Below are 23,465 nucleotides of genomic sequence, written 5' to 3'. Positions count from 1 at the left end.
AACATCATGCCACGACAACGCCTGTCGCAATCGCCTGAAAAGCCACCGGATCACCCCGTATCCCGCGCTTTAACAAAATGCTCACGCGACGTGATTTTAAATAATCACTTAACTTTATTGTTGCAATGCTTAAGTTTTATCCGCGCAGGCCGACAACTACGATACGGTCAGTCTTTATCTGTGACGTAAAGAAATGCAGAAAAGGCAAGGATGAGAACCGTCATGTTTGCGCAGGGATGGCTTCTTCACACCAGGAATCGACACTATGAACTTTATCCGTAATGTTAAAATCCGCGCTATGGTGGTATGGGTCTTGCTCTTATCCACCGTCGCCTGGGTGGGGGTCTCCGGAGCGACGCTCTGGTTTCTACATCACCTGGAAAATAGTCTTAAACTGAACGCCGAACAGACCGGCTGGGTCAACACCGCCCAGCTCCTGTTGATTCTCTCGGTCATCGCCAGTATCACCCTCACCATTCTGATGGAGCGTTATCTCTATTTCTGCCTGGTGCGCCCCGTCGAGATCATTCGCGGACACCTGAACGTGCTGGCGGATGGCAATCTGGAGGTGAAACTTCAGGATCTCGGGCGCAACTGTGTCGGCCTGATGGTGCCGTATATTCAGCGCATGCAGGATAACTGGGAGAAAACCGTTACGGCCATTCGCGTCAGCGCAGACACGATCCGCAGCCATGCGGGGGATGTGTCGGGCGTCAATACTGAACTGTCCACGCGCTCGGAAGAGCAGGCGGCGGCGCTTGAGCAAACCAGCTCCAGCATGCAGCAGCTCAGCAGTACGGTAAAACTCAACGCGGAAAACGCGAGCCACGCCAGTAAGCTTTCCGGTAACGCCACACGCACCGCGCAGACGGGCGGGGAATCGGTGAAGCAGGTGATGGAAACCATGTCGCGCATCTCCAGCAGCTCCAGCAAAATCGTCGATATCACCACGGTGATTAACAGCATCGCCTTCCAGACCAACATTCTGGCGCTGAACGCCGCGGTGGAAGCCGCGCGCGCGGGCGAGCAGGGGCGCGGTTTTGCTGTTGTCGCGGGCGAAGTGCGCAATCTCGCGAGCCGCAGCGCCCAGGCGGCGAAAGAGATTGAAACGCTGCTTAACGAATCGGTCAGCAACATCCAGACCGGCTCCGGCCAGGTGAAAAAAGCGGGCGAGGCGATGGACGAAATTCTGACCGCCGTACGTCAGGTCAATGACATTATGGGCGAGATAGCCAGCGCCTCCGGCGAGCAGAGCGACGGCATCAGCCAGGTGGGCATCGCGGTGAAAGAGATGGATGCCGTGACCCAGCAGAACGTACAGCTGGTGCAGCAGTCCGTGCTGGCCTCCGCCGATCTGGAGCGCCAGGCCGCGCACCTGACCGAAGTGGTCGGGCTGTTCCGCCTGCGCGGTCAGGCGGAGCGCGCGAAGCCCGCCGCTGCCGCGCCGCTTGTACGTCCTGCGCTGGCTGGCGTTAGCGCGCCGAAGGCCGTCGCTACGCAGACTAACTGGGAAACCTTCTGAAAAGCCGGGCCTGAAAGAAAACTGTGAGCACCTCTCTATTTTTTAAAACAATCTTTCATTTAATTTGAAAGTGCGTTTGGTGAATAGTATGGTGAACTCACAGTTTGCTATTCATAGCCTTTTCAGGAGACAACCCAATGAAAATTGCACTGATGATGGAAAACAGTCAGGCGGCCAAAAACGCGATCATCTATAAAGAGCTGAAAGCGGTGGCGGATGAAAAAGCGTTCCCGGTGTACAACGTCGGCATGAGCGATGAAAACGATCATCACCTGACCTACATTCACCTCGGGATTATGGCGAGCATCCTGCTGAATTCCAGAGCGGTGGATTTCGTGGTCACCGGCTGCGGCACCGGGCAGGGCGCGCTGATGTCCCTGAATATTCATCCGGGCGTAGTGTGCGGCTACTGCATCGATCCGGCGGACGCGTTCCTGTTCGCGCAGATCAACAACGGCAACGCGCTGGCGCTGCCGTTCGCGAAAGGCTTCGGCTGGGGCGCCGAGCTCAACGTGCGCTTCATCTTTGAAAAAGCGTTTACCGGCCGCAACGGCGAGGGCTATCCGCCGGAGCGTAAAGAGCCGCAGGTGCGCAACGCGGGCATCCTGAACCAGGTGAAAGCCGCTGTGGTGAAAGAGAACTATCTCGATACCCTGCGCGCCATCGATCCTGAGCTGGTGAAAACCGCCGTTTCCGGCGAGCGCTTCCAGCAGTGCTTCTTCGATAACTGCCAGGATAAATCGATCGAAGGTTTCGTTCGTGAAATCCTTGGCTGATAACGCCTGACGACACAGCCAGCCCGCGGGCTGGCTTTTTTACGCCTGTTTGCCGGAGACGCTGTGTCCGGCATGTGAGGCGAGGCGCAGCGTATCAAACATCCCCGCCAGGCTTATCAGCGCAATCATCACAAACGCCAGCCGGAAGCTCACGCCCGGAATTGCGGCTGTAAAAAAGGACTCGCTGATCACCTCGCCAAGCCGGATGCCGATGGCGCCCAGCGTCACGCCAAGCCCCACGGCGAGCTGCGTGGCGGTGCTGAATAACGTATTGGCGTAACTCATCTCGCCGGCAGGCACATCCGCGAACGCCAGCGTGCTGATGCCGGTAAACTGAATGGAGCGAAACACGCCGCCCAGAAAAAGAATCAGCAGAATAAGCCACACCGGCGTCTGGGGCGTCAGCAGCGCGCAGGCGAGCAGCGCCAGCACGTTCAGCAGGCCGTTAATCAGCAGCAGTTTTTTGAATCCCAGCCAGCGAATGAGCGGCGTGGTGGCGGGCTTGATTGTCAGGTTGCCCGCGAACACCGCCAGCACCAGCAGCCCGGAGTGAAACGCGTCCATCCCAAAACCCACCTGAAACAGCAGCGGCAGTAAAAACGGCACGGCGCTGATCGACGCGCGAAACAGCGAACCGCCATACATCGTGACGCGAAACGTCGGCACCGCCATCGCGTCAAGGCGGATCATCGGGAACGGCGCGCGGCGAAAATGGCGCAGCGCGAAGACCAGCGCGCCGCAGCCCGCCAGCAGCAGCGCGCCCGCGAGCAGACCGTTCGCGTCGCGCGCGGCCAGCATCTCCATGGCGCACACCAGCGCCACCATCGCCAGCGCGGTGGCGAGAAAACCGGGCGTATCGAACGGGCGGCGATCGCTGTCGTGGCGATCGGGAATAAGACGCCAGGCGAGCGCCATCGCGATAAGCCCCGCAGGCAGGTTAATAAAGAAGATCCAGCGCCAGTTCGCATAGCTGGTAATAAACCCGCCAAGCGGCGGCCCGATAATCGGCGCTACCAGCGCGGGCCACGTTAGCGTGGCGATAGCCGCGATCAGCTGATGTTTGGGCGTAACGCGCAGCACCGCGAGCCGCCCGACCGGCACCATCAGCGCGCCGCCCGCGCCCTGCAATACGCGCATCAGCACGAACATCTCCAGCGAATTCGCGAGCCCGCACAGCACCGAGGCGCCGGTAAAAATCCCGAGCGCCAGCGTAAACACTTTACGCGCGCCGAAACGATCGGCAATCCAGCCGCTCGCCGGGATCAAGACCGCGAGCGTCAGCAGATAAGCGCTGATACCGATATTGAGCGCGACGGCTTCGACGCCGAAGGTCTGCGCCATGGTCGGCAGGGCGGTGGCGATCACCGTTCCGTCGAGGAACTCCATAAAAAACGCGCCCGCCACCAGCAGCGCGGCGGGAGAGACGCCGCCTGCACCTGCTTTCGCCGTTTTCTGTCCCATGCCAGCCCCTAAAAATTTCTTATAAAAATTCACCAAAAGATACAACGCTTAACCGCCGGAATTTACAGCATTTTATTAACATTAAGCTCATTTTTATTAACTATGCGGTGTGATTTTAATCACAAAGTGGTTGATTTTTGTGACGCAAGTCATATTATTGACCGGTAGCAACACGCTAACCAGAATGAATAAAACCGGAGCACGCCATGAAACTGCGTAAAATCCTTAAAAGCATGTTTGAAAATTACTGCAAAACCTTCAAAGACGTTCCGCCGGGCGGGATGTTCTGATAAAAAACCTGCCGCCTGGCAGGTTTTTTTATCTCTGCTGCTTCCCTTATACCTGCCTTCGCCACGTTCTGAAACCCTCGCTTTCCGTTTTCTGAAATCATGGTTCATTTTTATTCCGTCTGTGCGCCGGGTTCGCAATCGCCGGGCTTTGCCGCTACTATGTGCGGCTTCATGCTAAGGAGAACGCAATGTCACAATCCCTCACTGCCGAAGATGAACTGGTTTCCGACGTGGTCGCCTGCCAGTTGGTGATTAAACAGATCCTGGACGTTATCGACGTTATCGCGCCGGTCGAAGTGCGCGACAAAATGGCGAGCCAGCTGAAAAGCATCGATTTCTCCGGCCATCCTTCCGCCGATCCGGTGACGCTGCGCGCCATTCAGAAAGCGGTGGCGCTGATCGAACTGCGCTTCACCCCGCAGAACGAAGCGCACTAAGCAAAACGGCCCCGACGGGGCCGTTGTCAGTTAAAAAATCCCATCCAGGCGCAGGCCAGCAGCCAGAGCGCCATCAGCCGCTGAAAGCGCACCAGCGATGCCGGGCTGCGAAACACCCGATGCACGCCGCTGCCAAGCCCGGCCCAGGCGGCGAGACACGCGAGCGAAATCAACAGAAAGCCCAGCGCCTGAAACCCGAGCGTGGTCAGCACGCGCCCGTCATGCGGGGCGAACACCGTGACGACCGCCATCGCCATCATCCAGGTTTTCGGGTTAATCAGCTGTAACGCCGCCGCCGCGCCGGCGCCAAACGGTTTGCGCGCCTCGCCTGCGAGCGATACCGCGGGTGCGGTGAAAAGCTGCCAGCTCATCCACGTCAGCCACAGCGCGCCGGCGAGCGCCATCAGACGCGCCAGCCAGGGGGCGTGACGCAAGGCTTCGCCAGGCCCGACGCCGCACAGCAGCACGATGGCGCTGGAGGCGAAACAGGCGCCGAGAACCGCGGGCAGCGACGCGCGGGTGCCGTAGCGCTGGCTGTTGGTGAGGATGAGAATATTGGTCGGCCCCGGCGTAATGGAGGCCACAAAGGCAAAGAATAAAAAGGGCAGTTGTTGTGTAAGCAGGCTCATGGCATCTCCCGTTGTCTGAGCCTCTATCTTCGGGCGCTTAGCCGCTGACGTCTGGAAGATTTGTGCACAGCCTGCGGTAGTGAGCCGGGGAGAGCCGGTAGGCGCGCTGGAACCAGCGGCCGAGATGGCTCTGATCGGCGAAACCGAGCGCCGCCGCCACGTCCACGGGCGTCATGCCGCGCGAGAGCATCGATCTGGCGCGGGCGAGGCGCAGCTGCACCAGCCAGGCGTGGGGCGCCATGCCGAACGCGTGTTTAAACGTGCGCGACAGCGTAAAGCGGTCGGTGCCGAGCGCCTGCGCCAGTTCCGCCAGGCCGATATTGTCGCCCAGATGCGCCCGGAGATACTCCCGTGCGCGCTGGGCCATCTGCGCGTCGCGGATTTCCTTCGGCAGCCGTTTGCGCCACTGGCACTGATGCGTGAGCTGGCTTAAGAGATTATCCATCACACCTTGCTGCACAATACGCATCTCATCGTGATGCAGCGCCGTGAACGTCGAGGCGATCGCCTGTACCAGCGCGGGCTCGCGGCTAATGGTCTTTGCAAAGTGCAGCTCGTAGCTGTCCGGCACGGCGGCGTAAAGCCCGCCGAGCGTTTCCCGCAGCCAGCGTTCATCGAGATAAAAAGTGAGATAGGTGAAGCCGCCCGCGAGCGGCGCGTCGCCGTCGTGGGTTTCGCCGGGCTCCAGCAGAAATGCCGCGCCCGGCGTGCTCTGGTGCCGCTCCCGGCGGCAGTGAAACTGCTGGGTGCCGGACTGCGTGATGCCCACCAGATAGCTGTCGTGCCAGTGCGGATCGTAGGCGTGGCCTTCGAAATGGGCGCGGATGGTTTCGATGCCGGTATCAGCGTGCTGACGTAATTCAATCCAGTCTTTAGCCATAGCGTCTCCTGTGAAAGGAAACTCTAGCATAACGACTTATTAACAAAAGTCTGGAAGATTTGTGCAGGCGGCCCGCAGGCCGCCCTGTTAAGAAGAACCGTCAGAAAAAGAGTTGCACCAGCAGATAGCTGACGACGCAGGCGCAGCTTACGCCAATCAGGCCGGGCAGAATAAAGCTGTGGTTTAAAATAAATTTGCCGATGCGCGTGGTGCCGGAGCGGTCAAATCCAATGCAGGCCAGATCGCTTGGGTAGGTGGGCAGAACGAAGTAGCCGTAAGAGGCCGGGAAAAACGCCACCAGCATTTTCGGCTCGACGCCCAGCATCAGCCCCATCGGCGCGACGGCGGTTAGCGCCGCCGCCTGGCTGTTCACCAGCTTTGAGACCAGGAACAGCACAATCGCGTAGGTCCACGGATGGCTTTTCACCACGCCCTCCAGCGCCAGCTTCAGCTCCTCAAGATGCGCCTGGAAAAAGGTGTCGCTCATCCACGCTACGCCGAATACCGAGAAAATCGCCACCATTCCGGCCTTAAACACCGCCCCGCTGGAAATGGACGCCGCGTTCACTTTGCAGACCACCAGCATTACTGCGCCCGCAATCAGCATCATCATCTGGATAACCAGGTTCATGGAGAGCGGGGCGATTTTGCCTTTGACCTCAAACGCCGGACGCAGCGCGGGCAGCGCGCCGAGCAGCACCACCAGCGCAATGGCGGCGAAGAAAATCCAGGTTGACCACCAGGCGTGCTTGTCAAAACGCTGGTTCATCAGCGTTTCGCTGCCGCCATAGATGTATTCACGCTGTTTCGGGTCGCGCAGACGCGCCTGGAACGCCTCGTCGTCTTTTAAATCTTTACCGCGCCGCAGGCTCCAGAGCGCGGCTATCAGCACGCCAGAGAGCGACGCCGGTACGGAAACCGCCAGGATCTCCAGAATGCTCCACGCTTCGCCCACGCCATGCTGGGCGCCGAGAATCGAGACCAGCGACACCACGGCCACCGACACCGGCGAGGCGGTGATCGCCATCTGCGAGGCGACGGACGCCACGGCCATCGGCCGCTCCGGGCGAATATTTTTCTTCAGCGCGATGTCGGCAATAATCGGGAACATGGTGTAGACCACATGTCCGGTGCCGCACAGAAACGTCAGCGTCCAGGTGGTGAGCGGCGCCAGCAGCGTGATGTGCTGCGGGTGACGGCGCAGCAGGCGTTCTGCGAACTGCATCATGACGTTCAGGCCGCCCGCGGTCTGCAGCGTGGCGGCGCAACCAATCACCGCAAGGATGGTCAGCATTACGTCCACCGGCGGCTTGCCCGGCTCCAGTCCAAAAATAAAGGTTAAAAGAAACAGCCCGATGCCGCTGATGAGGCCAAGCCCCATCCCGCCGAAACGGGTGCCCGCCAGCAAACACAGAATAATGACGATAAATTCAAGAGTGATCATAAGGCTCCTGCCACACAACGTTGGGTGAATCGCTTAAGCATTACAAATTGTGCGGTTAATCAACGGGAGCCAGATCGGATTTATAAAAACCTAACAAAAACAGTACATTGTTAACTTTTGATTAACGTTGCAGCAGGGAGCGGAAAGTGCCGGGAAAACGTCAGCGCCCTCGGACGAGGGCGCGGTGCCTGGTAACAATCAGTGGGTCTGTTCCATCATCTCCAGCAGGCGCTGGTCCGCCTCTTCGGCGCACAGCCCGGCCTGACGCGCCTGGGTGAGTTCATTAAGAATGGTCGCGAGCAGCGCTTCATCCTGACGCAGCTCCTGTTCAAAGTCGCCAAGCATGGCGAGCATCGCGTCGTCACGCGCCGCCTGCGCTTCGCTCATCAGACGCGACAGCGCCGCATGGCGGCCGCCAAGCTCATCCTGCATCTGATGGAAAATCGCCTCCAGGCTTGAGCAGTCGGGTTTCACCGATTTAAGCGCGCCAACCACCGGGTTCGCGCCGGTTTGTTTAAGGTAATCGAACAGCCGCATCATCTGGGTGACGTTGTGCTGCGCCTGTTGACGCAGAACCGTCGCGCTGCCGTTCAGGCTCTGCTGCGCGCACCAGTCGCTGTAATAGAGGCACAGGTTCGATGCATAAAATTCCTGATTCATTTGTGCATTAAGTTTCTGCACGACGCCGAGGGGAGCCATATAAATATCCTTATTGAGAGGGTGTAAGGGGAACGGTCAATGACCGCGACGCGTGCGCTTCATTCCCGCCATTCCCCACGGGGTGCCACGCGTCAGCCGTTATTAAAGAAGCGTGCATTATCGCTCCCTGATGTATTAAGCCTGGTATAACTGTGGCTATTTGCCAGTCCAACCATTTCTTTCTTAAAACGTGACGCAGCGCTGGAATAGTATTGAAACAATGTTTCATTATTAGCGTTCCCGGCGTGCCGGGCCTGTGTGAATACTGAGAAAGGAGCGAGGAATGAAAAAGGCGGCGGTGCTGCTGGCACCAGGGTTTGAAGAAGGCGAAGCCATTGTCACTATCGATATATTACGGCGGCTAAACATTGAGGTCGAAACCCTCGCCTGTACCGATACACGCGCCGTGGTGAGCTATCACGCCATTCCGCTGGTGGCCGACGCGCGCCTGGCGGAGCGCGTCGAAGCAACCTACGACGCGCTGGTGCTGCCGGGCGGCCCGCAGGGCAGCGTAAATCTGGCGGCGGACCCGCAGGTTATCGCGTTTGTGGCGCGCCACGACGCCGCCGGAAAGCTCATCTGCCCCATCTGCTCCGCCGCCGCGCGCGTGCTCGGCGCGAATGGCCTGTTAAAAGGCCGTCGCTATGTCTGCTCGGGCGACCTGTGGCAGGATGTGCGCGATGGCGAGTATGTGGACGCGCCGGTGGTGGAAGACGGCAATCTTATCAGCGGCAAAGGGCTGGGGCGGGTATTTGATTTTGCGCTGACGGTGGCGTCACGCCTTACCGGTGATAAACCCGCCGCGCGCGAACACGCCGACCACATCTATTACCCCTGGTAAAGCGGCGTCGCGGGTTGGCTATACTTAACCTTTGTTCGCGACAAGGAGAAGAGTATGACTAAAGCGTGTGAAACGCTGTATCTGCGCGAGCCCTGCGGCGGCGTACCGAATAACGCGCTGCCGGTGCTGCTTTATCGCCATGTGTTGCCCGACGACGCCGACGACGCGGCGGTCTGGTTTGAGCAGCGCTTCGCGCAGCACAAGTGGCCGGCGCGCTGGCGCTATCCGGTCTTCACCTACACCCATTTTCATACCAACACGCATGAAGTGCTCGGCATCTACGCCGGGGAGGCGCAGATCCAGCTGGGCGGCGAAGCGGGGCCAGTCGTCACCCTTCGCACCGGCGACGCGGTGCTGATCCCGGCGGGCGTCGGGCATAAGCAAATCGACGCCAGCGCGGATTTTATGGCGGTGGGCGCGTATCCCGAAGGGCTGTCGCCCGATAAATTCCTTGATGAACCCGCGCAACTGGCGCAAACGCGTAAAAATGTCGCGCAGGTCGCGAAACCCATTAGCGATCCGCTCTGTGGGACCGAAGGCGGCCTTGTCACACTCTGGTAGCCTTCAGGGATTCTCCGGCTGGGCTTATGGAGATATCTGCTAACCCCCTCTTTAATCATCATACATATCGGGCCAGATTTATGCCCGATATTGCTGTATTTATGTACGCAATCACTGTAATTCCATGATGTGATTTCGCTCTCCTATGGAGAATTAATTTCCCGCTAAAACTATCTCCAGCGTTCGCCGCTTCCGGGAGGGAACGGCTAATACGTTGTTTTCTGTCCGATTAAAAGAACCTTTCAGGTTTTTACCCTGCATAAAAGAAAGCTAAAGCTGGAGATAACCATGCACAAATTTACTAAAGCGCTGGCGGCCATTGGGCTCGCCGCCGTTATGTCACAATCCGCTATCGCCGAGACCATGAAGCTCGGTTTTCTGGTGAAACAGCCTGAAGAGCCGTGGTTCCAGACGGAATGGAAATTCGCCGATAAAGCCGGTAAAGACCTGGGTTTTGAAGTGATCAAAATTGCGGTGCCGGACGGCGAGAAAACCCTGAACGCCATCGACAGCCTCGCGGCGAGCGGCGCGAAAGGCTTCGTTATCTGTACGCCGGACCCGAAACTCGGCTCGGCGATTGTCGCCAAAGCGCGCGGCTACGATATGAAAGTCATCGCCGTGGATGATCAGTTTGTGACCGCTAAAGGCAAACCGATGGAAACCGTGCCGCTGGTAATGATGGCCGCGACCAAAATCGGCGAGCGCCAGGGTCAGGAACTCTATAAAGAGATGCAGAAACGCGGCTGGGATGTAAAAGAAACGGGCGTGATGGCGATTACCGCCGACGAGCTCGACACCGCGCGCCGCCGCACCACCGGCTCTATGGACGCGCTGAAAGCGGCAGGCTTCCCGGAAAAACAGATCTATAAAGTGCCGACCAAATCCAATGACATCCCGGGCGCGTTTGACGCCGCCAACTCCATGCTGGTTCAGCATCCGGAAGTGAAACACTGGCTGGTGGTCGGCATGAACGACAACACCGTGCTGGGCGGCGTGCGCGCCACCGAAGGGCAGGGCTTCAAAGCGGCTGACGTTATCGGCATCGGCATCAACGGCGTGGATGCCGTGAGCGAGCTGTCCAAAGCGCAGGCGACCGGCTTCTACGGTTCGCTGCTGCCGAGCCCGGACGTGCACGGCTATAAATCCAGCGAAATGCTCTACAACTGGGTGACCAAAGGCGCCGAGCCGCCGAAATTCACCGAAGTCACCGACGTGGTGCTGATTACCCGCGACAACTTTAAAGAAGAGCTGGCGAAAAAAGGTCTTGGCGGCAAGTAATGGGCGATTTATCGCGGTTCGGGCGCGCTTGCGCGCCCGCTTTTTGAGTGGCCCGGAGGTATCATGCAGACATCTTCACCCTATCTCTCGTTTCGCGGCATCGGGAAAACCTTTCCCGGTGTGAAGGCGCTTTCGGACATCAGCTTTGACTGCCACGCAGGCCAGGTTCATGCGCTGATGGGCGAAAACGGCGCCGGTAAATCGACGCTTTTAAAAATTCTCAGCGGCAACTACGCGCCGACCACCGGCTCCATCGCCATCAAAGGCGAAGAAGTCACCTTTAACGACACCACGGCGGCGCTCAACGCGGGCGTCGCCATCATCTACCAGGAGCTGCATCTGGTGCCGGAGATGAGCGTGGCGGAAAACATCTATCTGGGCCAGATCCCCCACAAGGCCGGGATAGTCAACCGCTCGCTGCTCAACTACGAGGCGAAGCTGCAACTGGAGCATCTGGGGCTCGATATCGACCCGCAGACCCCGCTGAAATATCTCTCCATCGGCCAGTGGCAGATGGTGGAAATCGCCAAAGCGCTGGCCCGCAACGCCAAAATTATCGCCTTCGACGAGCCGACCAGCTCGCTCTCGGCGCGTGAGATTGAACACCTGTTCCGCGTTATCCGCGAGCTGCGCAAAGAAGGGCGCGTCATTCTCTATGTGTCGCACCGTATGGAAGAGATTTTCGCCTTAAGCGACGCCATTACGGTGTTTAAAGATGGCCGCTACGTGCGCACCTTCAGCGATATGCAGCAGGTGAACCACGACAGCCTGGTGCAGGCGATGGTCGGGCGCGATCTCGGTGACATCTACGGCTGGCAGCCGCGCAGCTTTGGCCCCGAGCGGCTGCGTCTCGACGCGGTGAAAGCGCCGGGCGTGCGCGCGCCGGTGAGCTTAAGCGTCAGGAGCGGCGAAATCGTCGGCCTGTTTGGGCTGGTGGGCGCCGGGCGCAGCGAGTTAATGAAAGGCATGTTTGGCGGCACACGTATTACCAGCGGCCAGGTGCTGATCGACGGCGAGCCGGTCGCTATCCGCGCGCCGGGCGACGCCATTCGCGCGGGCATGATGCTCTGCCCGGAAGACCGTAAAGCCGACGGCATCATCCCGGTTCACTCGGTGCAGGACAACATCAACATCAGCGCGCGACGCAAGCACATCAGCGCGGGCTGTCTCATCAACAACGGCTGGGAGCAGGAAAACGCCCGCCATCATATTCGCTCGCTGAATATCAAAACGCCCGGCGCTGAGCAGCTGATTATGAATCTCTCCGGCGGCAACCAGCAGAAGGCGATTCTGGGCCGCTGGCTGTCGGAGGAGATGAAAGTGATTTTGCTCGATGAGCCGACCCGCGGGATCGACGTCGGGGCGAAACATGAAATCTACAACGTGATTTACGCGCTGGCGGCGCAGGGGGTGGCGGTGCTTTTCGCCTCCAGCGATCTGCCGGAAGTCCTCGGCGTGGCCGACCGCATTCTTGTGATGCGCGAAGGCGAAATCGCCGGTGAATTACTGCACGAGGAGGCCAGCGAATCAATGGCGCTCAGCCTCGCGATGCCCAAAACCAGCCAGGCTGTCGCTTAAGTAAGGAGAAATTATGTCATCACTAACTACATCCGGTGCGCCGAAGTCCTCATTCTCCGTGGGTCGCATCTGGGATCAGTACGGCATGCTGGTGGTCTTCGCCGTGCTGTTCCTCGCCTGCGCTATCTTCGTGCCGAACTTCGCCACCTTTATCAATATGAAAGGCCTGGGACTGGCTATCTCAATGTCCGGAATGGTGGCCTGCGGCATGTTGTTCTGCCTCGCCTCCGGGGATTTCGACCTCTCCGTGGCGTCTGTCATCGCCTGTGCGGGCGTCACCACGGCGGTGGTCATTAACATGACCGAAAGCCTGTGGCTCGGCGTCGCGGCGGGCCTGCTGCTCGGTATCGTGAGCGGGCTGGTTAATGGCTTTGTTATCGCGAAGCTAAAAATTAACGCGCTGATCACCACGCTTGCCACCATGCAGATTGTCCGCGGCCTCGCGTACATCATCTCCGACGGTAAAGCGGTGGGCATCGAAGACGAAAGCTTCTTCACCCTCGGCTACGCCAACTGGCTCGGTCTGCCCGCGCCTATCTGGCTGACGGTCGCCTGCCTTATCGTGTTCGGCTTCCTGCTGAATAAAACCACCTTCGGGCGTAACACGCTGGCGATTGGCGGTAACGAAGAGGCCGCGCGTCTGGCGGGCGTGCCGGTGGTGCGCACCAAGATTATTATCTTTGTGCTCTCGGGCCTGGTGTCCGCCGCGGCGGGTATCATCCTCGCCTCGCGCATGACCAGCGGTCAGCCGATGACCTCCATCGGTTATGAGCTGATTGTGATTTCCGCGTGCGTGCTGGGTGGCGTTTCTCTGAAAGGCGGCATAGGAAAAATCTCGTATGTGGTGGCGGGTATCCTGATCCTCGGGACCGTTGAAAACGCGATGAATTTACTGAATATCTCTCCGTTCGCGCAGTACGTGGTACGCGGGCTGATCCTGCTTGCGGCGGTGATTTTCGACCGTTACAAACAGAAAGCGAAACGCGTCGCGTAATGCATTTTTCCCCGTATTAAATCCTCGCAAAAACGCCTTCCGGCCTGTTTTTTCAGACAGTCGGAAGGCGTTGCCGAATGGCGACACTCGTCACACTGTCTATACTTACACGGTCATTAAAACTATCAGATAACCTCAGGGTTAGCTGTTTAACCCGTAAGGAAGGAGGAAACACTGGTGGCCGAAGTGTTAGCAGTACCGCCCGTAACCCGCGAAAATCTGGCCTTTTTTTTCGACCTTGACGGCACGCTTGCCGACATCAAGCCGCACCCCGATCAAGTGTTCATCCCCTCCGATGTTCGTCGCCTGCTGCAAAAACTCGCTGACATGAATGACGGAGCCCTGGCATTGATTTCAGGACGTTCCATGACGGAGCTGGACCAGCTTGCCGCGCCGCACCATTTTCCGCTGGCCGGGGTCCACGGGGCCGAGCGTCGTGATATCCGTGGCCAGAGCCATGTCGTGTCGCTGCCGGAATCGCTGGTAGAACATCTGCATCAGCGCCTTGAAGCGGCTATCGCGCAGATGCCAGGGACCGAGCTCGAGGCGAAAGGCATGGCGTTCGCGCTGCATTATCGCGGCGCGCCGGAGTATGAAGACCAGATCCTGGCGCTGGCGGAAGGTATCGCCAGCGAACATAAGCAGCTCGGGCTGCAACCGGGCAAATGCGTGGTGGAGTTAAAACCGCTGGGCATTAATAAAGGCGCGGCTATCGAGGCATTCATGAATGAAGCGCCGTTCGCAGGCCGCGTGCCGGTTTTTGTGGGTGACGATCTCACCGACGAAGCCGGGTTTTACGTCGTAAACCAGCTTAATGGCATTAGCGTGAAAGTCGGGCAGGGGGATACCCAGGCGAAGTGGCATCTCGCCGATGTCCCGGCGGTCCACGTGTGGCTGGCGCAATTAGTTCAAGAACAAGAAAAAAAAACGTCAAATAAAAGGAGAGAAGGCTATGAGTCGCTTAGTCGTAGTATCTAATCGTATCGCCCCGCCGGATGACAAAAAGAGCAGCGCAGGGGGCCTCGCGGTAGGGATACTGGGAGCGCTGAAAGCAGCAGGCGGCCTGTGGTTTGGCTGGAGCGGTGAAATCGGCAATGAGGATGCCCCGCTTAAAAAAGTCACCCGTGACAACATTACCTGGGCGTCATTCAACTTAAGCGAGCAGGATCACGACCAGTATTACAACCAGTTCTCCAACGGCGTATTGTGGCCTGCGTTCCACTACCGTCTGGATCTGGTGAACTTCCAGCGCGAAGCGTGGGAAGGCTATCTGCGCGTCAACAGTCTGCTGGCGGATAAGCTTAAACCGCTGATTGAGCCTGACGATAACCTGTGGATCCACGATTATCATCTGCTGCCGTTCGCCAGCGAACTGCGCAAGCGCGGCGTGAATAACCGCATCGGTTTCTTTCTGCACATTCCGTTCCCGACGCCGGAAATCTTTAACGCGCTGCCGACCAACACTGAACTGCTGGAGCAGCTGTGTGATTACGATCTGCTGGGCTTCCAGACGGAAAACGATCGCGTGGCGTTCCTGGACTGCCTGGCGATGCAGACCACGCTCTCCACCAGCAGCGACGGCGAGCACACCGCTTATGGAAAAACCTTCCGCACGGAAGTTTATCCGATTGGTATTGAACCCGAAGAGATTGCGCAGGCCTCCGCAGGCCCGCTGCCGCCGAAGCTCGCGCAGCTTAAGGCCGAGCTTGCCAGCGTGAAGAATATCTTCTCCGTAGAGCGCCTCGACTACTCCAAAGGGCTGCCGGAGCGTTTCCAGGCGTTTGAGACGCTGCTTGAGAAATACCCGGAGCACCACGGCAAAATCCGCTATACGCAGATTGCGCCGACGTCGCGCGGCGATGTCCAGGCCTATCAGGATATTCGTCATCAGCTGGAAACGGAGGCAGGGCGTATTAACGGCAAATATGGCCAGCTCGGCTGGACGCCGCTCTATTACCTCAACCAGCACTTCGACCGTAAGCTGCTGATGAAAGTCTTCCGCTACTCCGATGTGGGCCTGGTGACGCCGCTGCGCGACGGGATGAACCTGGTGGCGAAAGAGTATGTGGCGGCACAGGATCCGAAAAACCCGGGCGTGCTGGTGCTGTCGCAGTTTGCAGGCGCGGCCAATGAGCTCACCGCCGCGCTGCTGGTGAACCCGTACGATCGCGACGATGTGGCGGCGGCGCTGGATCGCGCGCTGAAAATGCCGCTTGCCGAGCGTATCGCGCGCCACAGCGAGATGCTGGAGATTGTCCGTAAGAACGACATCAACCACTGGCAGGAGGCCTTTATTCAGGATCTAAAGCAGGTCGCGCCACGCAGCCCTGAACGCGAGCTGCAAAATAAAGTGGCGACCTTCCCGAAACTGGCCTGACGCGCCGTCTCCCCTCCCGGGCGCCCGCCCGGGAGCATTATTACTCCAGCGCCACCAGCAGCAGATCCGTTCTGCTGGTGGCGACGATTTTTTTCGCCGAACAGACAGCCTTACTGAAGACGCTGTGGTTGTGATTGCCGCAGATCACCAGGTCGATGTCATCTTTTTCACATATATCGTGAATATATTCTCCGAGCTCGCCGCTGGCGATGATGGTCTTTGCGATCGGGTATCCGGCCGCGTTTTTCAGGGCTTCCAGAAAGGTTTGCGTCTCCTCATACATGACGTCGCGCAAATTTTCGAGCATCGGGGCTGACATTTGATTAAAGAGTTCCGGATCGGTGGCGATAGTAATAAGAGTGATGGTGCCGTTAACAGGCTCAACGATAGATACCGCCCGCCTGACAAGGCGGTGGCTTTCCGGGGTGACCGCCACAGCAACCAGCACATGGGAATAGCTCATAGAGATGTCCTTGTCACTAGAGAGAACTGCAGGAAGCAGCAATGATGAAATAGTACGACGGGCACGCCCCGAAAGAATGTGAAGCCGCTTTGAGAACGGTGAAACGCCTCTTTTGAATACATTAGGTATTCTTATCAAAGGAATAATTTAACCATTATTTCCGTCTTGTAACATCTTGTAACCTTCCTGCGAGATGCGCCCTGGCACAAATTTTTCCCCTTTTCGTTCAAAATAACATCATTAGCACGCTTCTCGTTATTTGATGTAAGTCACTGTTTTTATTGTGTAAGTTGATTTAAGTACTCACCCGGTAGTACTGTTTCTTTTATAGTGACTTTCCGTGACCAGATAAGCCCAAATAGTTGCAAAATGAAAGTATGACCGGATGCTACATGGTAGTTAAGGGTGAATGAATATTCGGAATTTTACGCATTGCAAGCGGTCTGATTGCTTATTTTTTGTACAAAAGAAAAGCGATTCTGATGGTTTTTTAGTGACTTTTTCCGAAAATGTGTGATACTCGTCACACTTTTTCCAAATTCTTTTCATAAGCACATTGTGTGAACGGTGTCCGCCGAGTACGATTTGCTCGATTTAGGAAAAATCTTAAGTAAGTGTAAGGAAATGATGAAAGGCGTGCACGGAGCCTGCCAGGGATAACTCGAATTTGACGGGAACACGGTTCACCGACAAGTCTGGTTTCACCGATGCATTTTGGCCGTAACGATTTATTTTTTTACCGGGATTTGCCCGGCGACATCACGGGGTGCGGCTTCGCCGCGTTAAAATAATAGTTTGTTATTGGATGGGAAAAATGCATACATCCGAGTTGCTGAAACATATCTACGACATCAACCTGTCATATCTGTTACTTGCACAGCGTTTGATTAGTCAGGATAAAGCGTCTGCGATGTTTCGCCTGGGTATCAGCGAAGAGATGGCGTCCACACTGGGCGACCTGACACTTCCGCAGATGGTGAAACTGGCTGAAACCAATCAGCTCGTCTGTCAGTTCCGTTTCCAGGATCATCAGTCGATTACGCGTTTAACACAAGAATCACGCGTAGACGATCTGCAGCAGATCCATACCGGTATTTTGCTCTCCACGCGTCTGCTCAACGAGGCCAATGGCACCGAAGACGTCGCCAGGAAGAAAAGGGCGTAACCTATGACCGACAAGAGCATTGTTCAGGAAGCCCGTGATATCCAGCTCGCCATGGAACTCATTACCCTTGGCGCACGTTTACAGATGCTGGAAAGTGAAACGCAACTTAGCCGCGGTAGACTCATTAAACTTTATAAAGAGCTGCGGGGCAGCCCGCCGCCAAAAGGTATGTTGCCCTTTTCCACGGACTGGTTCATGACCTGGGAACAGAACATCCACGCCTCGATGTTCTGTAACGCCTGGCAGTATCTGCTGCGCACCGGGTTATGTTCAGGCGTCGACGCGGTCATCAAAGCGTACCGTCTGTACCTGGAGCAATGCCCGCAAGAAAACGATGAAGGCCCGCTGCTGGCGCTGACCCGCGCCTGGACGCTGGTCCGTTTCGTGGACAGCGGAATGCTTGAATTATCTCGCTGCAACAGCTGCGGCGGCAATTTTGTTACCCATGCACACCAGCCGGTTGGCAGCTTCGCATGCAGCCTGTGCCAACCGCCGTCTCGCGCCGTAAAAAGACGTAAACTTTCGCGAGATGCTGCCGATATTATTCCACAACTGCTGGATGAACAGGTCGAACAGGCCGTTTAACCGGATAGGTGTGGAAAACCACTCCAGCAGCGGCCCAAAAGGCCGCTGCTTTTTTTTTCCTAACTTAAACCGGCGACGTTTTCTGCTCACCTGAACGTCCTCGCCATAGCCAACAGCGGAAGGATGATGTCGTGCTGATTTTAATAGGTTACCTGGTCATTCTGGGAACGGTCTTCGGTGGTTACATGATTACCGGAGGAGAGCTTGGTGCACTCTATCAACCTGCTGAATTAATCATCATCGGCGGAGCGGGTGTGGGTGCGTTTATCGTCGGTAATAACGGGAAAGCGATTAAGGGGACGCTGAAAGCGCTGCCGCTGCTGTTTCGCCGTTCGAAATACACCAAAAGTATGTACATGGATCTGATGGCGCTGCTGTATCGCCTGATGACCAAATCGCGCCAGCAGGGCATGTTCTCGCTGGAGCGTGATATCGAGAACCCGAAAGAGAGCGAGATCTTCACCAGCTACCCGCGCATTCTGGCGGACAACACCATGCTGGAGTTCATCACCGATTATCTGCGCCTCATCATCAGCGGCAACATGAACACGTTTGAGATTGAAGCGCTGATGGACGAAGAGATCGAAACGCACGAAAGCGAGGCGGAAGTGCCGGCGAACAGCCTGGCGCTGATGGGCGACTCGCTCCCGGCGTTCGGGATCGTGGCGGCGGTCATGGGCGTGGTGCACGCGCTGGCGTCTGCGGACCGTCCGGCGGCGGAGCTCGGCGCGCTTATCGCGCACGCGATGGTAGGGACGTTCCTCGGCATCCTGCTGGCATACGGCTTCGTGTCGCCGCTCGCCACCGTGCTGCGCCAGAAGAGCGCCGAAACCACCAAGATGATGCAGTGCGTGAAAGTGACGCTGCTGTCGAGCCTTAACGGTTACGCGCCGCCTATCGCCGTAGAGTTTGGTCGTAAGACGCTCTATTCGAGCGAGCGTCCGTCCTTCACCGAACTGGATGAACACGTTCGCGCGGTGAAATCGCCTAACCAGCAGCAGGTGACAGAAGACGCATGAAAAACAGCAACCACCCCGTCGTTATCGTAAAAAAGCGCAAGCATAAAGGGCACGGCGGCGGTTCGCACGGCTCGTGGAAAATCGCTTACGCCGACTTTATGACAGCCATGATGGCCTTCTTCCTGGTGATGTGGCTTATCTCCATCTCCAGTCCGAAGGAGCTGACGCAGATTGCGGAATATTTCCGCACGCCGCTGTCCGCCGCCATCACCGGCGGGCATCGCATCGCAGATAGCGAAAGCCCGATTCCGGGGGGTGGGGATGATGTCACGCAGTCGCAGGGCGAAGTGAAAAAACAAGAGCCGAATATCGACGAGCTGAAAAAACGCATGGAGCGTAACCGCCTGCAGAAACTGCGCGGCGATCTGGATCAGCTGATCGAGGCCGACCCGAAACTGCGCGCGCTGCGCCCGCATCTGCGCATCGATCTGGTGCAGGAAGGGCTGCGTATTCAGATTATCGACAGCCAGAACCGTCCGATGTTTAAAACCGGCAGCGCCGAAGTTGAGCCTTACATGCGCGACATCCTGCGCGCCATCGCGCCGGTGCTGAACGGCATACCGAATAAAGTGAGCCTGTCAGGCCATACCGATGATTTCCCGTACGCCAGCGGCGAACGTGGTTACAGCAACTGGGAACTCTCGGCAGATCGCGCTAACGCGTCGCGTCGCGAGCTGGTTATCGGCGGGCTTGATGATGGCAAAGTTCTGCGCGTGGTCGGCATGGCCGCCACGATGCGCCTGGCGGAGAAAGGCGCGAATGAAGCCCTGAACCGCCGCATAAGTTTGCTGGTACTCAACAAGCAGTCGGAAGATGCCATCGTGCATGAAAACGCCGAAAGCGAAAATGAGTCACTGAGCGTATTACAACAACCGGGCGCCGTCCCCCCGGCCTCAAACCCAACACCGTCCCAACCGGTTACGAGGTGATAGCGTGAGTATGGATATTAGCGATTTTTATCAGACATTTTTCGATGAGGCTGACGAACTGTTGGCTGACATGGAGCAGCATTTGCTCGATCTGGTGCCCGAAGCGCCCGATGCCGAACAGCTAAATGCCATATTCCGCGCCGCGCACTCCATTAAGGGTGGTGCGGGGACCTTTGGCTTCACCATCCTCCAGGAAACCACCCATCTGATGGAAAACCTGCTGGATGAAGCACGTCGGGGTGAAATGCAACTCAACACCGACATCATCAACCTGTTTTTGGAAACCAAAGATATTATGCAGGAACAGCTTGACGCTTATAAAAGCTCTCAGGAGCCGGACGCAGCCAGCTTTGAATATATCTGTCAGGCGCTGCGCCAACTGGCGCTCGAAGCCAAAGGCGAAGCGCCTGCGGCGGCGGCGAAACTCTCTGTTGTCGAAACGGAATCCGCTGCGCCTGCGGCCGCCGCATCTGCGGATGGCGGCAAGCTGCGCATAAAGCTTGGCAAACTCAAAGGCACTGAAACCGAACTGCTGCAGGAAGAGCTCGGCAATCTCGGCACCTTAAGCCAGATTGAAAAGGGCGAGGATTATCTGGTCGCTACGCTTGAAACCAGCGCCAGCGCGGATGACATCACCGCGGTGCTCTGCTTTGTCATCGAAGGCGATCAAATTGAATTCCTGCCGCTGCCGGCTGCTGACGCAGCGCCTGTCGCGCCGGCAGAAGCGGTCGTTCAGGCCGCGCCTGTGGCCGTCGCGCCGGTAGCCAAAGCGCCTGCGGCCAGCGCGCCGCGCGCCGAGCAGAACAAACCGGCCCGCGAAAAAGAAAACACCAGCATCCGCGTGGCGGTTGAGAAAGTTGACCAGCTGATCAACCTGGTGGGCGAACTGGTGATCACCCAGTCTATGCTCCAGCAGCGCTCCAACGAGCTCGATCCGGTCACGCACGGCGATCTCATCACCAGCATGAGTCAGTTACAACGTAACGCCCGCGATCTCCAGGAATCGGTGATGTCCATCCGTATGATGCCGATGGAATATGTCTTCAGCCGCTTCCCGCGTCTGGTTCGCGATCTCGCGAGCAAGCTTGGCAAACAGGTTGAACTGACGCTGCAGGGCAGCTCCACCGAACTCGACAAGAGCCTGATCGAACGCATTATCGACCCGTTAACGCACCTGGTGCGTAACAGCCTTGACCACGGTATCGAAGCGCCGGAAAAACGCGCCGCCGCGGGTAAATCCCAGGTAGGCAACCTGATCCTCTCCGCAGAGCATCAGGGCGGCAACATCTGTATCGAAGTGACCGACGACGGCGCCGGCCTCAACCGCGAACGCATTCTGGCGAAAGCGATGTCTCAGGGCATGGCCGTCAGCGAAAGCATGACCGATGACGAAGTGGGCATGCTCATCTTCGCTCCGGGCTTCTCCACGGCTGAGCAGGTGACCGATGTTTCCGGTCGCGGCGTCGGCATGGACGTGGTGAAACGTAACATTCAGGAGATGGGCGGCCATGTTGAAATCGCCTCCCGTCAGGGCCAGGGCACGACGATTCGTATCCTGCTGCCGCTGACGCTGGCGATCCTCGACGGCATGTCGGTTAAGGTAAACGAAGAAGTCTTTATTCTGCCGTTGAACGCGGTAATGGAATCGCTGCAACCGCGTGAAGAAGATCTGCATCCGCTGGCAGGCGGCGAACGCGTACTGGAAGTGCGTGGGGAGTATCTGCCGCTGGTTGAGTTGTGGAAAGTCTTTGATGTGCAAGGGGCGAAAACCGAAGCGACGCAGGGCATTGTTGTTATCCTGCAAAGCGCCGGTCGCCGTTATGCACTGCTGGTCGATCAGCTGATTGGCCAGCACCAGGTCGTCGTGAAAAACCTTGAGAGTAACTATCGCAAGGTGCCGGGTATTTCGGCCGCCACGATCCTGGGCGATGGTAGCGTGGCGCTGATTGTTGATGTATCCGCGCTGCAAAGTTTAAACCGTGAGCAACGTCTGGCGCCGACCGCCGCCTGAAGCCACTATCGTAGAAAAGGTAAGTAATATGACCGGTATGAGCAACGTCACTAAACTGGCCGGCGAGCCGTCTGGCCAGGAGTTCCTGGTATTCACCCTGGGCGACGAAGAATATGGTATCGATATTCTGAAAGTGCAGGAGATCCGTGGTTACGATCAGGTAACCCGCATTGCCAACACGCCGTCTTTCATTAAAGGCGTGACCAACCTGCGCGGTGTTATCGTGCCTATCGTTGACCTGCGCGTGAAGTTTGAGCAGGGCGATGTGGAATATAATGAAAACACCGTGGTGATCGTGCTGAACTTCGGCCAGCGCGTGGTCGGCATCGTGGTTGACGGCGTCTCTGACGTCCTGTCTCTCACCGCCGAGCAGATCCGTCCGGCGCCGGAATTCGCTGTGACGCTCTCCACAGAATACCTGACCGGCCTCGGCGCTATTGGCGAACGCATGCTGATTCTGGTACACATTGAGAAGCTGCTCAACAGCGAAGAGATGGAGCTGATTGACAGCGCAACCGCCCGCGTGGCGTGACAACAAGAAAAGCAGTGGCACGGGGCGCGAAAGCGCCCCTTTTTTTCGCCCGTCGATAAGGGCCGGCCGCGCCCGCGGCTTACTCTCGTGGTGACTCCCCCGCGTCTTTTTTGGAATTAAACGCGCTTATAATGTGATACAAATCACACATCCTTGAATATATCATTTGCCATTTACATTTTGTAATCCCTTTTAAAATCTAACTCCTTGTAATTAAATATTTTTACCCTTCATCACGCCCTCTCATTGATATCTTTTACAACTTTTGTGATGTTTTGAAACATAAACTAAATTTCAGTTTAGCGTCTCGCCTGACGCGCTGCGTTCCGTTGTTCAGGCCGTCCACACGGCCCGGCAGAGCGTCATTTCCGTTGAGAGTTAGAGGGTAAACACGATGAAAGCACGTCTGTTAGCGGTTATCTTCGGTGCCGGCATGATGCTGAGCGCGCCGGCAAGCTTCGCGGTCACCAGTAGCGGGACCATCGGCGCAACCTTAACACTGACTAATGGTTGCCTGATCAACGGCTCGCCGAGCCAGAACGGGATTAACTTCGGTACGCTGAACTTCGGTACCAGCCCGGCGACCTTTTCCACCCTGACCACCCAGTTGACGGGCGCGGGCGGCGGCAACACCTTCTCCATCCAGTGCACCACGCCGGAATATACCGTGCAGATCACCGGCAGCACCAACCAGGCGCCGGGCACCATTGTCGGCACGCCAGGCACGCCGGGTCGCTATCTGATTAACACCACCAATACCGCGCAGGGCGTGGCCTACAGCCTCTACAGCGACAGCGCTTTCCAGAACGTTATCGCCAACAACGCCTCTATTCCGGCCGCCTCGACCACCGGCGGGGTGAGTAACTACACCATTTATGGCCGTATCCAGGGCGGCGGCAACAGCGTGACCGTGGTGCCGGGCACCTATACCGACACCATTAACGTCAGCGTCACCTACTAAGCGCCAACAGGGCCGCGATGAGGATAACGGGCA

The 23,465-nt window shown here is 57.4% G+C and carries 24 protein-coding genes; 18 read left to right on the top strand and 6 right to left on the bottom strand.

The annotated features are described in order from the left end of the window. Positions 1-265: 265 nt before the first annotated feature. Both AFK65_RS12230 and AFK65_RS12225 read left to right on the top strand, forming a co-directional pair. On the top strand, positions 266-1,522 hold the full coding sequence (locus AFK65_RS12230) for a methyl-accepting chemotaxis protein (RefSeq protein WP_007699113.1): 1,257 nt from the start codon (positions 266-268) through the stop codon (positions 1,520-1,522). 137 nt (positions 1,523-1,659) lie between these two features. Beyond that, a complete protein-coding gene (locus AFK65_RS12225) occupies positions 1,660-2,298 on the top strand; it encodes an RpiB/LacA/LacB family sugar-phosphate isomerase (protein ID WP_007699110.1) in 639 nt (212 codons plus the stop codon). Positions 2,299-2,337: 39 nt separating this feature from the next. On the opposite strand, the gene AFK65_RS12220 is transcribed toward AFK65_RS12225, so the two are convergent. Next, positions 2,338-3,759, bottom strand: coding sequence for an MFS transporter (locus AFK65_RS12220; protein ID WP_038856868.1), 1,422 nt, complete (start codon positions 3,757-3,759; stop codon positions 2,338-2,340). 206 nt (positions 3,760-3,965) lie between these two features. Between AFK65_RS12220 and azuC the strand changes: the two genes are divergently transcribed. After that, positions 3,966-4,049: a stress response protein AzuC gene (gene azuC / locus AFK65_RS21845; protein WP_004136622.1), complete on the top strand. Its 84-nt coding sequence runs from the start codon at positions 3,966-3,968 to the stop codon at positions 4,047-4,049. Between the two features lie 188 nt (positions 4,050-4,237). Next, positions 4,238-4,486, top strand: a complete 249-nt coding sequence (locus AFK65_RS12215; protein WP_004387991.1) for a DUF2766 family protein — start codon at positions 4,238-4,240, stop codon at positions 4,484-4,486. Between the two features lie 26 nt (positions 4,487-4,512). Here AFK65_RS12215 and AFK65_RS12210 read toward each other — a convergent pair whose 3' ends face one another. The 4 genes from AFK65_RS12210 to AFK65_RS12195 all read right to left on the bottom strand — a co-directional run bounded on the left by AFK65_RS12210 (position 4,513) and on the right by AFK65_RS12195 (position 8,138). Then, positions 4,513-5,115 (bottom strand): LysE family translocator, encoded by a 603-nt coding sequence (locus AFK65_RS12210; protein ID WP_038856870.1) that lies wholly within the window; start codon positions 5,113-5,115, stop codon positions 4,513-4,515. A 37-nt stretch (positions 5,116-5,152) separates the two neighbouring features. Beyond that, positions 5,153-5,995 (bottom strand): AraC family transcriptional regulator, encoded by an 843-nt coding sequence (locus AFK65_RS12205; protein WP_038856871.1) that lies wholly within the window; start codon positions 5,993-5,995, stop codon positions 5,153-5,155. Between the two features lie 100 nt (positions 5,996-6,095). After that, on the bottom strand, positions 6,096-7,439 hold the full coding sequence (locus AFK65_RS12200; RefSeq protein ID WP_007699089.1) for an anaerobic C4-dicarboxylate transporter: 1,344 nt from the start codon (positions 7,437-7,439) through the stop codon (positions 6,096-6,098). A gap of 198 nt (positions 7,440-7,637) precedes the next feature. Next, complete coding sequence (locus AFK65_RS12195; RefSeq protein WP_038856874.1) at positions 7,638-8,138, bottom strand: non-heme ferritin-like protein; 501 nt, start codon at positions 8,136-8,138, stop codon at positions 7,638-7,640. A gap of 283 nt (positions 8,139-8,421) precedes the next feature. Between AFK65_RS12195 and AFK65_RS12190 the strand changes: the two genes are divergently transcribed. The 7 genes from AFK65_RS12190 (at position 8,422) to otsA (ending at position 15,767) form a co-directional block, all read left to right on the top strand. Further along, positions 8,422-8,979, top strand: coding sequence for a DJ-1/PfpI family protein (locus tag AFK65_RS12190; RefSeq protein WP_038856875.1), 558 nt, complete (start codon positions 8,422-8,424; stop codon positions 8,977-8,979). A gap of 54 nt (positions 8,980-9,033) precedes the next feature. Continuing rightward, on the top strand, positions 9,034-9,540 hold the full coding sequence (locus AFK65_RS12185) for a cupin domain-containing protein (protein ID WP_007699083.1): 507 nt from the start codon (positions 9,034-9,036) through the stop codon (positions 9,538-9,540). Between the two features lie 288 nt (positions 9,541-9,828). Then, a complete protein-coding gene (gene araF, locus AFK65_RS12180) occupies positions 9,829-10,818 on the top strand; it encodes an arabinose ABC transporter substrate-binding protein AraF (RefSeq protein WP_007699081.1) in 990 nt (329 codons plus the stop codon). Positions 10,819-10,881: 63 nt separating this feature from the next. Continuing rightward, positions 10,882-12,396, top strand: coding sequence for an L-arabinose ABC transporter ATP-binding protein AraG (araG, locus tag AFK65_RS12175; RefSeq protein WP_007699079.1), 1,515 nt, complete (start codon positions 10,882-10,884; stop codon positions 12,394-12,396). 10 nt (positions 12,397-12,406) lie between these two features. Then, on the top strand, positions 12,407-13,390 hold the full coding sequence (araH, locus tag AFK65_RS12170) for an arabinose ABC transporter permease AraH (RefSeq protein ID WP_029039203.1): 984 nt from the start codon (positions 12,407-12,409) through the stop codon (positions 13,388-13,390). Positions 13,391-13,567: 177 nt separating this feature from the next. Continuing rightward, complete coding sequence (gene otsB, locus AFK65_RS12165) at positions 13,568-14,368, top strand: trehalose-phosphatase (RefSeq protein ID WP_007699077.1); 801 nt, start codon at positions 13,568-13,570, stop codon at positions 14,366-14,368. After that, positions 14,343-15,767, top strand: coding sequence for an alpha,alpha-trehalose-phosphate synthase (gene otsA / locus AFK65_RS12160; RefSeq protein ID WP_007699074.1), 1,425 nt, complete (start codon positions 14,343-14,345; stop codon positions 15,765-15,767). The genes otsB and otsA overlap by 26 nt, the downstream gene beginning before the upstream one ends. A gap of 40 nt (positions 15,768-15,807) precedes the next feature. On the opposite strand, the gene uspC is transcribed toward otsA, so the two are convergent. Further along, on the bottom strand, positions 15,808-16,230 hold the full coding sequence (uspC, locus tag AFK65_RS12155) for a universal stress protein UspC (RefSeq protein WP_038856879.1): 423 nt from the start codon (positions 16,228-16,230) through the stop codon (positions 15,808-15,810). An 814-nt stretch (positions 16,231-17,044) separates the two neighbouring features. On the opposite strand from uspC, the gene flhD reads away from it, so the two are divergent. From flhD to AFK65_RS12120, 7 genes are all read left to right on the top strand, one after another. Continuing rightward, positions 17,045-17,395 (top strand): flagellar transcriptional regulator FlhD, encoded by a 351-nt coding sequence (gene flhD / locus AFK65_RS12150; RefSeq protein WP_015741652.1) that lies wholly within the window; start codon positions 17,045-17,047, stop codon positions 17,393-17,395. 3 nt (positions 17,396-17,398) lie between these two features. Next, on the top strand, positions 17,399-17,980 hold the full coding sequence (gene flhC, locus AFK65_RS12145; RefSeq protein ID WP_007699068.1) for a flagellar transcriptional regulator FlhC: 582 nt from the start codon (positions 17,399-17,401) through the stop codon (positions 17,978-17,980). 131 nt (positions 17,981-18,111) lie between these two features. Next, positions 18,112-18,999: a flagellar motor stator protein MotA gene (gene motA, locus AFK65_RS12140; RefSeq protein WP_004384888.1), complete on the top strand. Its 888-nt coding sequence runs from the start codon at positions 18,112-18,114 to the stop codon at positions 18,997-18,999. Further along, positions 18,996-19,928, top strand: a complete 933-nt coding sequence (motB, locus tag AFK65_RS12135; protein WP_007699065.1) for a flagellar motor protein MotB — start codon at positions 18,996-18,998, stop codon at positions 19,926-19,928. Before motA ends, motB begins: the two co-directional genes overlap by 4 nt. Before the next feature lie 10 nt (positions 19,929-19,938). Further along, complete coding sequence (gene cheA, locus AFK65_RS12130) at positions 19,939-21,939, top strand: chemotaxis protein CheA (protein ID WP_007699062.1); 2,001 nt, start codon at positions 19,939-19,941, stop codon at positions 21,937-21,939. Positions 21,940-21,967: 28 nt separating this feature from the next. Next, positions 21,968-22,471 (top strand): chemotaxis protein CheW, encoded by a 504-nt coding sequence (cheW, locus tag AFK65_RS12125; protein ID WP_004384891.1) that lies wholly within the window; start codon positions 21,968-21,970, stop codon positions 22,469-22,471. 394 nt (positions 22,472-22,865) lie between these two features. Further along, positions 22,866-23,432, top strand: coding sequence for a Csu type fimbrial protein (locus tag AFK65_RS12120; RefSeq protein ID WP_007699056.1), 567 nt, complete (start codon positions 22,866-22,868; stop codon positions 23,430-23,432). Positions 23,433-23,465 lie beyond the last annotated feature (33 nt).

This window comes from Cronobacter universalis NCTC 9529 (genome assembly GCF_001277175.1).
GTDB lineage: Bacteria > Pseudomonadota > Gammaproteobacteria > Enterobacterales > Enterobacteriaceae > Cronobacter > Cronobacter universalis.
This window is presented reverse-complemented; position numbering and strand designations above follow the sequence as displayed.